The organism is Streptosporangium carneum, assembly GCF_027922005.1.
GTDB lineage: Bacteria > Actinomycetota > Actinomycetes > Streptosporangiales > Streptosporangiaceae > Streptosporangium > Streptosporangium carneum.
Window position 1 is genome coordinate 41694 of record NZ_BSEV01000013.1, and the last position, 14177, is coordinate 55870.

A 14177-nucleotide genomic window follows, 5' to 3' on the forward strand; every position below is an offset into this window, starting at 1 on the left:
GCACGCCGGGCCGTCGGCGTACCCGATTACCCCGTTGACGCCACGCCGAACCTTCGCATTCGTTGACACTCCAGGTAGTTGATCAGAAACTCTCAGTGATCGTCGTGAGGCTTCCTGCTGGGAGGGACGCCGCTGGGAGTGGATGTGGAGTCATGGCGTCCGGAGGTGATCCGCCGCAGCCGGTTCACGGGTGTGGTCGGTTCCTGGCTGGTCGCCGTGTGCCTGTCCTGGGCGGCGGCGCAGGACGTCGATGCGGCTCCCGCTCCCGAACCGGGTTTCTCCCTGTCGGTGAGCCCGACCAAGCTCGTCGTCCCCCCGGAGCAGCTCGATGCCGAGCAGACGTTCCGGGTCACGAACGGCGGGGACGCGCCGGTCGACGTCCACGTCGACAGGTCGGACTTCACGGCGGACGACAGCGGCGCGCTGGTCCTGCGGGAGCGGGCGCCCTACTCGGCGTCGACCTGGATCACCGCGGTCCCCGAGCGACTCAGGCTGCCTCCCGGGACGACCGGGGAGGTCAGGGTCAGGATCGCCGTCCCCGGCCATCCGGAACCCGGTGACCACCACGTCGCCCTGGTCTTCAAGGCGGTCGCCGGGCAGCGAAGCGGCACCGTCACGATCAATCGGGGAATCGGCGTGCCTTTGTACATCGGTGTTCCCGGCCACGCCGACGACTCGGCCGAGGTGACGGACCTGCGCGCGCCCGGCTTCGTGACGGGAGGGCCCGTGCCTCTCACCGCGGGCGTCCGCAACACGGGAACGGCGCACCGCGACTTCCGCGCGGTCGACCGGCTGAACGCGTCGATCGACGGGACCGCCGTCCCGTTCCCCGGGTTCACCGGGACCGCTGTCCCGTTCCCCGGGTTCACCGTGACGCGCGGCGCGACCCGCGAGGTCACCGCGCTGTGGGACCCGCCGCTGATGTGCGTCTGCCAGGCGACGGTCGCGGTCGCGGACGGTTCCGCCCGAGCCGTGACAAGGACGATCGTGGTGTTCCCCGTCCATCTCCTCGCGGCCCTTCTCGCCGCGCTCGCGCTGGCGTTCCTGCTCGTCCGCTCGGCACTGCGCGGCCACAGAGCCCGCCTCCTCGCCCTCGCGGGCGTGACGGGTCCTGCCCACGGAGGCGGCGATGACTGACGGAGCCCGCCGGGGAACGAGGCCGGCGAGCGGCCGCGGAGAGGCGGGACCGGCGCGTCCCGGCAGGCATGCGGCCAGGAGGGAACGGACGCCCAGGGGCGGCAGGACGGTCGCCCGGGTCCTGGTCCTCGCCCTGTCGGTCTCCACACTGACCGGGACCTCGGGTACGCCGACGCCCGCGTCCGCGGCCGGGACCACCGTGTTCGACCAGACGTTCCGCAACAACACCGCCGACGGCACCGGCAGCGTGGTGCTGCCCGCGCTGCCGAGCGGCCTGGGCGGGTCGAACACGGCGTGCCTGACAGCCTCGGGCAACACCAGCACCGGCGTGCTGAGGAGCTGCAGCAGCACGAACGACACGACGGGCTCCGGGAAGCTGCGGCTGACGAACGCGACGACCAACAAGCTGGGCGGGGTCTTCGGCGCGACCAGCGTGCCGACCGCGCAGGGGTTGGACGTGACGTTCAACACCTACCAGTACGGCGGGAACGGGGCGGACGGCATCGCCTTCGTGCTGGCGGCGGTCGACCCGACCAACCCGGTCTCCCCGGCCAACATCGGTCCGACGGGCGGCTCACTCGGCTACTCCGCGGCGGGCACCAGCGGTTTCAACGGCCTGGCCTACGGCTACCTCGGCGTCGGCCTCGACGTCTACGGCAACTTCAGCAACAGCTCCTACCAGGGCACCGGCTGCACCAACCCCGCCTACATCAGCACGAGCGGCACGGTGCCGGGCCAGGTCGTCGTCAGAGGGCCAGGACAGGGTCTCGCCGGCTACTGCGCGCTCAACAGCACCGCCACCTCCACATCCTCCTCCGCGCTCTCGCTGCGGGCGAGCACCCGCAGGTCGGTGCCGGTCGAGGTCGCCATCAACCCCAGCACCGTGGTCATCACCACCCCTTCAGGGCTGTCGGTCCCCGCGAAGAGCTACCGGGTGTCGGTCACCCCGATCGGCGGCACGGCCAGGACGCTGCAGGGCTCGCTCCCCTCGGTGACGTCCGGACTCTTCCCGTCGAGCTGGCTCGACGCCTCCGGGGTCCCCAAGCAGCTCGCGTTCGGCTGGGTGGCCTCGACCGGAGGGTCGACCGACTTCCACGAGATCGACAACGTCGCCGTCACCACGCTCAACGCGGTTCCCGAGCTGAGCGTCGCGCAGACCAGCTACAACGCCACGACGCCGGCGGCGGGCGACCCGGTGACCTACACCGTCACGGCCGGCGTGGGCAGCGCGGTCAGCGAGACCTCCCCGATCTCGGTCACCGAGACCCTGCCCGCGGGGGTGGTGCCCGTGGGCGCGTACGGCACGGGCTGGGTCTGCGCCGCCCCCTCGGGGCAGTCCGTCACCTGCACCAACGGCAACACCCCCTTCGCGGCGGGCTCCTCGCTGCCGCCGATCACCGTGGTCGGCATCGTCACCGGCGGCAGCGTCACGCCGACGCTGATCCGCACCTCGTCGGTCGCCACGGCGTCGGCGAGCGACGCCAACCCCGGCTACTCGTCGTCGACGACCGCGGGCACCCTGCCGAGCACGCCCAGCGGCATCACGCTGAGCTCGACCACGGGCTCGATCTCCGGGGGCAACACCGTCACCGTGAGCGGGTCGAACATCGGCAACGCCACCGCCATCGAGATCGGCACCGTCGCCGAGCAGCAGGCGGGCACCCCCGTGGTGCTGCTGCCCTGCGCCACCGGCGTCACCACCGGCTGCTTCACGATCAACGGCAACGGCACGCTCACCATCCCGTCGATGCCCTCCCGGGCCAGCAACACGGCGGTCAGGGTCACCGTCGTCACCCAGGGACTCGCCGCCTACGCCGCCTACACCTACGCCAGCTCGCCCGCCGCCCCCACAGCCCCCACGGCGACCGCCGGGGTGACCGGCGCCACGGTGACCTGGACCGCGCCGAGCGGCAACGGCAGCGCCATCACGAGCTACGTCGTCACGCCGTACAAGGACGGCGTGGCCCAGACGCCGATCACCTACGACGCCTCCGCGACCACGCGGACGCTGACCGGGCTGACCGCGGGCTCCTCCTACACCTTCACCGTGACCGCGGTGAACGCCTTCGGCACCGGTACGGCCAGTCCGGCGTCCACGGCCGTCGTCCCCTACAACGTGCCGGGCAAGCCGACGATCACCACGGTCACCGCGGGCGACGCCACGGCGACGATGACCTGGACCGCGCCGGGCAACAACGGCAGCGCCATCACCGGCTACGTCGTCACGCCGTACCTCAACGGCGTCGCGCAGACGCCCCAGACGTTCAGCGGCACGGCGACCACCCAGACCCTCACCGGGCTCACCCCGGGCGCGACCTACACCTTCACCGTCGCCGCCCAGAACGCCGCGGGCACCGGCGCCGCCTCCGCCCCGTCCGCCTCGGTCGTCCCCAACGCCCTGCCGAGCCTGAACCTCCCCGCCCCGCCGGCGGGAGAGGTCGGGGCGGCCTACGGCGTCACGCTGGCGGTGACCGGCGGCACGTCGCCGTACACCTGGTCGATCAGCGGCGGAACGCTTCCGGCGGGGCTGACGCTCAACGCCTCGACGGGCGTGCTGTCCGGCACGCCGACCGCCTCGGGCACCTACTCCTTCACCGTGAAGGTGACCGACGCCGTCAACCAGAGCGCCACCCAGGCGGTCACCCTCACCATCGCGCCCCCGCCGTCGTTCTCCTTCTCCGCCCCACCGGCGGGGGAGGTCGGGGTGGCCTACGGCGTCACGCTGGCGGTGACCGGCGGCACCGCGCCGTACACCTGGTCGGTCGCGGCGGGCACCCTGCCGCCGGGGCTGACGCTCAACGCCTCGACGGGCGTGCTGTCCGGCACGCCGACCGCCTCGGGCACCTACTCCTTCACGGCGAAGGTGACCGACGCCCTGAACCAGACCGCGACCAGGACCGTCACCGTCACCGTCGCGGCCCAGCCGTCGTTCTCCTTCTCCGCCCCGCCCGCGGCCCAGGTCGGGGTGGCCTACAGCGTGCCGTTGACGGTGACCGGCGGCACCGCGCCGCTCACCTGGTCGATTCCCGCAGGCAGTCTGCCGCCGGGGCTGACGCTCAACGCCTCGACGGGCGTGCTGTCCGGCACGCCGACCACGACGGGCAGTCACCCGTTCACGGTCCAGGTGACCGACGCCAACGGCCAGACGGCCACCAGGTCGGTGACGCTCGTCGTCACCGCGGGCCCGCTGGTCATCGTCAAGACCGCCGACGTCTCGGCCGTCGCGCCCGGCGGCACGGTCAACTACACGATCACCGTGAACAACACCGGGGCGAGCGCGTTCACCGGTGTGACGCTGACCGATCCGCTGACCGGCGTCCTGGACGACGCCGTCTACAACGCGGACGCGACGGCGACCTCGGGAACGGTGTCGTACACCGGCCCGAACCTGACCTGGACCGGCAACGTCGCGGCGGGCGCGACCGTGACCGTCACCTACTCCGTCAAGGTGGCCAACCCGGACACCGGCAACAAGGTGCTGGCCGGCACCGTGACCTCCCCGACGCTCGGCAGCACCTGCCCGTCCGGCGGCGCGGACGCCCGGTGCACCGCCACGGTGACCGTCTCCGGGCTGTCCATCGTCAAGAGCGCGGGCGTCTCGACCACGACCCCGGGCTCGACGGTTCCCTTCACCGTCACCGTCACCAACAACGGCCAGACGGCCTACACCGGCGCGACGTTCGCCGACGCGCTGGCCGGGGTGCTCGACGACGCGACCTACAACGGCGACGCGGTCGCGACAGCGGGAAGCGTCTCACTCAGCGGCTCCACCCTGACCTGGACGGGCAACCTCGCGGTCGGCGCGACGGCGACCGTCACCTACTCCGTCACGGTCAAGGACCCCGACACCGGAGACAGGAACCTGTCCGGCGCCGTCTCCTCGACCACCCAGGGAAACACCTGCCCGGTCGGCAACCCGGGCGCGCAGTGCGCCGCGGCCGTCACCGTCCTCATCCCCGCCCTGACGATCACCAGCAGCGCGGACGCGGCCACCACGACGCCGGGATCGACCGTGCGCTACACGGTCACGGCGGCCAACACCGGCCAGACGGCCTACACCGGCACCGGCTTCACGCTTCCCCTGGCGGGCGTGCTGGACGACGCGACCTACAACGGGGACGCCGTCGCCACCTCGGGCGGCGTCGCCGTCGTCGACTCCACCCTGACCTGGACGGGCAACCTCGCGGTCGGCGCGACGGCGACCGTCGCCTACTCGGTCACGGTGAAGGACCCGGACCCCGGAGACAAGGTCCTCAACAGCTCCGTCACCTCGACCGCGGCGGGGAACAACTGCCGCGCCGCGAACCCGGCCCCCGCCTGCTCGACGAGCGTCCCGGTCCTGGTGCCCGCGCTGACGATCACCAAGACGGCAGACCTGTCGTCCGTGACGCCCGGGGCGACCGTGCGCTACACGGTCACGGCCACCAACTCGGGCCAGACGGCCTACACCGGCGCGACGTTCGCCGACGCGCTGGCCGGGGTGCTGGACGACGCGACCTACAACGGCGACGCGACCGCGACGACCGGGGGCCTCTCGCTCAGCGGCTCCACCCTGACCTGGACGGGCAACCTCGCGGTCGGCGCGACCGCGACCGTCGCCTACTCCGTCACGGTGAACGACCCGGACACCGGGGACAGGGCGCTGACCGGCGCCGTCACCTCGGCCACCTCGGGCAGCACCTGCCCGGTCGGCGGCACGAACACCCGCTGCGCCAGCGACGTGCTCGTCCTGATCCCTCGGCTGCAGATCACCAACGCCACGACCGTCACCACGACCACGCCCGGCGGGGTCGTGCCGTACACCGTCACGCTGACCAACACCGGGCAGACCGACCACAACGGCGTCAGCGCCTCGCTCAACGTCGCGGGCGCGGTCGACGACGCGAGCTACAACGGCGACCTCACGGCCAGTGCGGGCAGCGTCTCCCTGGGGCCGAACGGAACACTGGTGTGGACCGGGAACGTGGCGATCGGGGAGACGGTCACCGTGACCGGGTCGGTCACGGTGAACAACCCGGACACCGGCGACAAAGTCCTGACCACCGCCGTGACGTCCACCGCGCCGGGCAGCACCTGTCCGATCACCGGCACGGGCCCCGGATGCTCGACCAGTGTGACCGTGCTCGTCCCGGCCCTGACCGTCGTCACCACCGCGGACCGGCAGACGGTCACCCCCGGTGAGACCGTCACCTACACGGTCACGGCCTCCAACACCGGGCAGACGCCGTACACCGGCGCCACGCTCACCGACCAGCTCGCCCTGGTTCTGACCGACGCGGTCTACAACGGGGACGTCACGACGACCACCGGCACGGTGACCCTCTCCGGGACGAACCTGACGTGGACCGGCGACCTGGCGGTGGGCGCGACCGCCACGATCACCTTCTCGGTGACGGTCCGCGACCCCGACCCCGGCGACAAGCAGATGGTCAACACGGCGGTCTCGAGTGCGCCCGGCAGCACCTGCCCGCCCGGCGGAGCCGACGCCAGGTGCTCGACGACCGTGACCGTCCTCGTGCCGGCCCTGACCGTCACCAAGAGCGCCGACGTCTCCACGACGGCGCCGGGATCCGTCGTCCGCTACTCGGTCGCCGTCGCCGACTCCGGGCAGACGCCGTACACCGGAGCCACGGTCACCGACGCGCTGGCGGGGGTGCTGGACGACGCGGTCTACAACGGGGACGCCACCGCGACCGGCGGCGCGGTCGCCTTCGACGGCTCGAACCTGACGTGGACGGGCGACCTCGCGGCCGGCGCGACCGCCACGATCACCTACTCGGTGACGGTCCGCGACCCCGACCCCGGGGACGCGCTGCTCACCGGGGCGGCCGTCTCGACCGTCAGGGGAAGCAACTGCCCGGCGGGCGGCACCGACACCAGGTGCTCGGCCACCGTCCCCGTCGCCCGGCTGGTCCTCGCCCAGAGCTACGTCGACTCCACCGCGACCCCAGGCTCGGTGGTGCGCCTCAACGCCACCTTCACCAACACCGGACAGGTTCCCTTCACGGGAATCAGCGTCTTCAGCCCGACGGCGGGCACCGTCGACGACGCCATCCCCGTCGGCGACCAGACCGCCTCCTCCGGAAGCCTGGTGCTCGACGCCAACAGGATCACCTGGACGGGGAGCATCCCGGTCGGCGGCGTCGTCACGGTCACCGGCACGCTGACCGTGAAGAACCCGCCCACCGGAGACAGGGTCCTCACCGGCACCCTGATCTCCGACGCGCCCGGCAACAGCTGTCCTCCGAACGGCGACGACCCACGCTGTACGGCCCGGCTCACCGTGGTGGTCCCCGGCCTGACGATCACGAAGGCCGCCGACACGTCCGTCACCACACCGGGGAGCACGGTCGGCCACACCGTCACGGTCACCAACTCGGGGCAGACGCCGTACACCGGAGCCACGGTCACCGACGCGCTGGCGGGCGTCCTGGACGACGCGGTCTACAACGGGGACGCCGCGGCGACCGTCGGCGCGGTGGCCCTCGCGGGGTCGAACCTGACCTGGACCGGCGATCTGCCGGTCGGGGCGAGCGCGGTGATCACCTACTCGGTGACGGTCCGCGATCCCGACCCGGGAGACAAGTCGCTGGTGGACAGCGTCACCTCGACCGACACCGGCTCCAACTGCACTCCGGCGAGCGGTGATCCGCGCTGCTCCACGACCGTCACCGTGCTGACCCCGGCTCTGACGATCAGGAAGACGGCCGGCTCCGCGACCGCGGTGCCCGGAGCCGTCGTCACCTACACGGTCACGGCTGCGAACACCGGCCAGACGGCCTACACGGGGGCGACGCTCACCGACGCGCTGGCCGACGTGCTGGACGAGGCGACCTACAACGGGGACGCCGTCGCGGGCACCGGCACGGTGACCCTCACCGGCACGAACCTGACCTGGACCGGTGACCTGGCGGTCGGCGAGAGCGTGACCGTCACCTACTCGGTCACCGTGAACAACCCCGTGACCGGGAACCTGACGCTGACCGGCCCCGTCTCCTCCGCGGTCCGGGGCAGCACCTGCCCGGCGGGCAACACCGACCCGCGCTGCGCGGTCACCGTCAGGGTCGTCGAAGCGGCCACGCTGACGTTCGGCACGTCGGCGAACGTCAGCTCGGCGGCGCGGGGTCAGACGGTCGCCTACACCGTCACGGTCACCAACTCGGGCCTCACGCCGTACCCCGGCGCGACGTTCGTCGACGCGCTGGCCGGGGTGCTGGACGACGCGACCTACAACGGGGACGCCGCCGCCGACGTCGGCACGGTGAACCTCACCGGCACGGACCTGACATGGACCGGCACCGTCCCGGCGAGCGGGACGGCCACCGTCACCTACTCGGTGACGGTGAACGCCCCGGACACCGGGAACGAGATCCTCGCGACCACCCTGACGTCGGCCTCGGTCGGCGGCAACTGCCCGGCCGGCGGCGCCGACCCACGCTGCTCCACCACCGTGACGGTCTCCAGCCTGGAGATCGTCAGCTCCGCCGACACGCTCTTCACCAAACCGGGAGGCGCGGTTCGCTTCACCGGTGTGATCACCAACACCGGCACGACCCCGTACTACGGGATCACCGTCGTCTTCGAGGGACCCGACGTCGTCGACGACGCCTTCCCCACCGGTGACAGCACGGCCACCTCGGGGACCCTGGGCTTCGGAGCCACCGGCCTCGAATGGACGGGAGACGTTCCGGTGGGCGGCAGCGTCACGGTGTCCAGTGGTTTCGTCGTGCAGAACCCCGACCTCGGCAACCACGTCCTCACCACCGTCGTCTCCTCCTCCGCGCCTGGGAACAACTGCCCCTCGGCAAGCGCCGACCCCGCCTGCGCGACCAGCGTCACCGTCCTCACCCCGGCCCTGACGATCGCCAAGGCCGCGAGCACAAACGTGACGGTCCCCGGAGGCACGGTGGGCTACACGATCACCGTGACCAACAGCGGGCAGACCCCCTACACCGGAGCCGCCGTCACCGACTCACTGGCCGGTCTGCTCGACGACGCCGTCTACAACGGCGACGCGACCGCGACCTCGGGCGCCGTCGGCCTCACCGATCAGACACTGACCTGGACCGGGAACCTCGCCGTCGCAGAAAGCGTCACCGTCACCTATTCGATCACCACGAACGATCCCGACACCGGCGACAAGCTTCTCGCCAACTCGGCCGTCTCCACCGACGAGGGCAGCACCTGCCCGCCCGCCAGCGGCAACACGGCGTGCACCGCGCGGGTCGTCGTCCTCACCCGGGCACTGACGCTCGTCAAGAGCGCGAACACCACGTCCGTCACGCCAGGGGGGACGGTCTCCTACACGGTCAGGGTCACCAACTCGGGCCAGGTCCCCTACCCCGCGGCGACGTTCGCCGACGCGCTGGCCGGCGTGCTGGACGACGCGACGTACAACGGGGACGCCGCCGCCGACGTCGGCACGGTGAGCCTCACCGGCACGGACCTGACCTGGACCGGGAGTCTCGCCCCCGGTCAGGCGGCCGTCGTCACCTACAGCGTCAGGGCGAACGACCCCGGCACCGGTGACCGGCGGCTGACCGACGCCGTGACCTCGACCACCCCCGGCAGCACCTGTCCTGTGGGCGGGGCCGATCCGCGCTGCACCCAGACGATCCTCCTGTCACGGGTGACGATCGTGAACGCGGCCGACGTCACCGTCACCCTTCCGACCGGGGTGGTGCGCCAGACCGTCACGATCACCAACAGCGGGCAGACGCCGTACTCCGCGACCAGTGTGGACGTCGACCTCACCGGCGTCCTCGACGACGCCGCCTACAACGGTGACGCGGCGGCCACCGCGGGCGGCGTCACCAGGGTGCCCGAGACCGGCACGCTGACGTGGACAGGCGCCCTCGCGGTCGGCGAGACCGTCACCGTCACCTACTCGGTGACGGTGAACAACCCCGACGCCGGAGACAGGCTCCTGACCACCGTGGTCACCTCACCCGCCGCGGGGAACAACTGCCCCGTCGGCGGCTCCGCGCCCGCGTGCACGACCGTCGTCACCGCGCTGACGCCCGGCCTGACCTTCCTCAAGGCCGCGAACACCGGCACGGTCACACCCGGAGGCACGGTCACCTACACGACCACGGTCACCAACACCGGCCAGACCCCGTACACCGGCGCGACGTTCACCGACCAGCTGGCCCAGGTGCTCTCGGACGCCGTCTACGGCGGGGACGCCGTCGCGAGCAGCGGAACGCTGGACTTCGACGGCACGAACCTGACCTGGACCGGCGACCTCGCGGTCGGCGAGTCCGTGACCGTCAACTACACGGTGACGGTCCGCGACCCCGATCCCGGCGACAAGCGGATGGTCAACACGGTCGTCTCGGACACGCTGGGCAGCACCTGCCCCACCGGCGCGACGGACCCGTCGTGCTCGGTGCCGGTCACCGTGCTCGTCCCCGCCCTGTCGATCGTCAGGAGCGCCGACACCGTCACCACCACACCGGGCGCGAAGGTCGGTTACACGATCACGATCGCCAACACCGGGCAGACGCCGTACGCGGGGGCGGTCGTCACCGACTCCCTGGCGCTGGTCCTGGACGACGCGGTCTACGACGGGAACGCGACCGCCGACCTGGGAAGTGTGATGTTCACCGGCCTCGGCCTGACCTGGACGGGCGACCTGGCGGCCGGGGAGAGCGCGACCGTCACCTACTCCGTCACCGTGCGCGACCCCAACCCCGGAGACAACTTCCTCGTCGCCTTCGTCGTCTCCGGTGAGGCGGGCAGCACCTGCCCCGAGGACGGCGCCAATCCCGCCTGCGCCTCCACGGTGCTCGTCCTGACCCCCGCGCTCGCCGTCTCGACCACGGCGGACACGGCGACCGCGACCCCGGGCGACACCGTACGGTTCACGATCGCGATCACCAACACCGGGCAGACACCGTACGCGGGGGCGGTCGTCACCGACTCCCTGGCGCTGGTCCTGGACGACGCGGTCTACGACGGGAACGCGACCGCCGACCTGGGAAGCGTGATGTTCACCGGGGCCGACCTGACCTGGACGGGCGACCTGGAGATCGGCGCGACCGCGACCGTCACCTACTCCGTCACCGTGCGCGACCCCGACCCGGGGGACAAGGCGATCAGGAGCGTCGTCACCTCGCCCGCCAGGGGAAGCACCTGCCCCACAGGGGACGCGAGCCCCGCCTGTTCCGCGACCGTCACCGTCCTGATCCCCGGCCTGGCCATCGCCAAGACGGCGGACGCGGCCACCGCCACCCCGGGAGGCACGATCGGTTACACGATCACCGTCACCAACACCGGGCAGACGGCGTACACCGCCGCGTCCCTCACCGACCCGCTCGCGGGGGCGCTCGACGACGCGGTCCACACCGGGGACGCCGTCGCGAGCACCGGCACGGTCGACTTCGACGGCACGGACCTGACGTGGACCGGAGCCCTCGCCGTCGGCGCGACCGCGACCGTCACCTACTCCCTCGCGGTGCGGGATCCCGACACCGGCGACAAGGTCATCTCCGGGGGCGTGGTCTCCGCCTCTCCCGGAAGCACCTGTCCGGCGGGGAGCACGAACCCCGCGTGCACGACGCTCGTGCGCGTGCTGGTGCCACAGTTGACGATCACGAAGACCGCCGACACCGTGACCGTCGCCGCGGGGAAGGTCGTCCACTACACGGTGACGCTCGCCAACACCGGCGAGACCTCCTACACCGGCGCGACGTTCGTCGACCCGCTGGCCGACGTGCTGGACGACGCCTCCTACGGAAACGACGCGACGGCGACCACGGGGACCGTCGTCTACGCCGACGACGCCCTGACCTGGACCGGGAACCTGGCGGTCGGCGCCACCGCGACGGTCGCCTACTCGGTCGTCGCCCGCTACCCCGCGCCGGGCGACCGGGCCCTGACCGGCGCCGTGGTCTCCCCCTCCCAGGGAAGCACCTGCCCCGCGGGCGGCTCGGACCCGCGCTGCGCCACGACCGTCACCGTCCTCGTCCCCGCCCTCACCGTCACCGTGGCGGCGGACAACAGCGGCGACGTCGTCGCGGGCGGTCAGGTCCGGTACACGATCACGGCCACGAACACCGGGGAGGTTCCCTACGCCGCCGCCACGGTCACCGGCCTGCTGGCCGGGGTGCTCGACGACGCCGTGTACTCCGGCGACGCGACCGCGACGGTCGGCGTCGTCGGCTTCGGCGGCGACACCCTGACCTGGACGGGGGCGCTTCCCGTCGACGCGGCCGTGGTCATCACCTTCACCGTCGCGGTCAGGGACGAGGCCCCCGGCGGAGACGCCGTCCTCGACAGCCGGGTCGTCTCGCCGACGATCGGCGGCACCTGTCCGGCGGGCGGCGCCGATCCCCGCTGCTCCGTCCTGACCTCCGTGACGGCGGTGACCATCACCCTCACCGACCTGACCGGCGACTTCACCCTGACCGGGAGCCCGGACACGACCGTGCGGCGCGACGAGGCCGTGACGATGACGGTCACGACCGACAGCCCCGACGGTTACAACGTCACCGTGCTGGCCAGGTCGCCGGAGCTCACCACGACGCTGTCCGGAGAGGTGTTCTCCCTCCCGATCGGCAGCCTGCGCGTGCGCGAGCACGGCACCACGACGTTCTCGCCCCTGTCACCCGGCGTGCCGGTGCTCGTCCACCGGCAGTCCGACCCGTCAGCGCCCGGAGGCGACGCCATCAGCAACGACTACGAGGTCGACATCCCGTTCGTCCCGGCGTCCCGCTACTCGGCGACGCTCGACTACGTCGCCACGACCAACTGACCCGCCACCTGACCCGTCGCCTGGTCCGCCACTGCCGCGAGCCGGAACCCGCCGACGTCCCATGACACCCCTCCGGCATCCGAAACGAACAACGAGAAGGAGACAAGCCATGGCAGGAACACCGTCCACCGGCGTCACGAGACGCGCCGCCGCGCTCTGCGGGCTCGGCACGGCCATGGTCGTGGCGCTCGCCACCCCCTCGTCGGCGGCGTCGGGAGGCCGCGTGGGGGCGGCGGGTCCCGTGAAGGCGGCCGAGCCCGTCCCCAAGCTCAGCATCGCCGTCGACAACGGGCGGACGACGGCCAAGGAGGGGGACCGGCTGACCTACACCATCACCGTCGACAACGTCGGCACGACCGACGTCGACGACCTCCGTCTCGTCCAGACCATGCCCGCGGGCCTGAAGTTCGTCTCGGCAGACGGCCACGGCACGGCCAAGGAGGGACAGGTCGCCTGGACCGTGGACCTGCCCGCGGGCAAGAACGCCACCTTCCACACCAAGGCCCAGGTGCTGGCCACCCCGCAGGACCTGTTGCGCCTGGCGACCGTCGCCTGCGCGAGCACCGAGAGCGGGGGCAGGCCCATCGTCTGCGCCGCCCACTCCGACCAGCTGCCCGCGGGCGCGGCGGCCGAGGCCGCCGGTCGGTCGGCCTCCTCCGACGCCGACCGTCCGTGGTACATCCCCACCGGAGCGGCGCTGCTGGCCGTGGCGGTGCTGGGGGTGTGGGCCTTCCGGCGCGGGAAGTTCCCCTTCCAGCCCCGTAAGACGCCCTGAGGAACCCCCGTGGCACGGCCCGCACCGCGTGCCGCGCCACGGGGCTCATGAATGGGATCGGAGCTGTGTGTCCAGAGTCCAGATGCCGACTTCCACGTTGACGACCCTGGTGCGGTAGAGCTCCCGCTCGGTCAGGATGCAGAGGTCTCCCAGCCCCAACTTGGCCATCACGTGGTCGGAGAAGGGCATCCCCGTCCCCGCTCCCGCAAGCAGCGAACGCAGGAACCCCTCACCCCATTCGACGGTGTGGAGCACCCAAGGGGCCTGGCCGGCGATGACGAGCTCCAGCAGAGCGCGCAGCCTGTCGGCGTGGTCTCTGCGGACTCGGCCGTCGGGGAGTTGAGCGATATGGTTGCCGGTCTCTATGACCGTGGTGACCGGCAGGACGAGATCACACCCTTTTTTCTCGTCCAGCTCGCGTAGCACGCTCTTCCGGTCCTGGTTCTTTCCGGGAACGTCCAGGATGTTGCAGAGCACCGACGTGTCGACGAACTCCACCCTGCGTGCCAT

Annotated in this window: 4 protein-coding genes; 3 read left to right on the forward strand and 1 reads right to left on the reverse strand. The window is 71.9% G+C overall.

Annotated elements, in window-relative coordinates:
- The first annotated feature begins 144 nt into the window (after positions 1 to 144).
- From PKF00_RS25575 to PKF00_RS25585, 3 genes are all read left to right on the forward strand, one after another.
- Positions 145 to 1137, forward strand: coding sequence for a fimbrial biogenesis chaperone (locus tag PKF00_RS25575; RefSeq protein WP_271220169.1), 993 nt, complete (start codon positions 145 to 147; stop codon positions 1135 to 1137).
- Complete coding sequence (locus PKF00_RS25580; RefSeq protein WP_271220170.1) at positions 1130 to 12892, forward strand: DUF7927 domain-containing protein; 11763 nt, start codon at positions 1130 to 1132, stop codon at positions 12890 to 12892. The genes PKF00_RS25575 and PKF00_RS25580 overlap by 8 nt, the downstream gene beginning before the upstream one ends.
- 109 nt (positions 12893 to 13001) lie before the next feature.
- The gene (locus PKF00_RS25585) at positions 13002 to 13667 is read left to right on the forward strand and encodes a hypothetical protein (protein WP_271220171.1); all 666 of its coding nucleotides are present in this window, start codon (positions 13002 to 13004) and stop codon (positions 13665 to 13667) included.
- 45 nt (positions 13668 to 13712) lie between these two features.
- Here the strand turns inward: PKF00_RS25585 and PKF00_RS25590 are convergent, their stop codons facing one another.
- Positions 13713 to 14177, reverse strand: a complete 465-nt coding sequence (locus PKF00_RS25590) for a hypothetical protein (RefSeq protein ID WP_271220172.1) — start codon at positions 14175 to 14177, stop codon at positions 13713 to 13715.

Bases quoted from the DNA above. Each gene is read 5' to 3' on its own strand.
- PKF00_RS25580 (WP_271220170.1), top strand. From the start codon at position 1,130: ATGACTGACGGAGCCCGCCGGGGAACGAGGCCGGCGAGCGGCCGCGGA.
- PKF00_RS25585 (WP_271220171.1), top strand. From the start codon at position 13,002: ATGGCAGGAACACCGTCCACCGGCGTCACGAGACGCGCCGCCGCGCTC.
- PKF00_RS25590 (WP_271220172.1), bottom strand. From the start codon at position 14,177: ATGGCACGCAGGGTGGAGTTCGTCGACACGTCGGTGCTCTGCAACATC.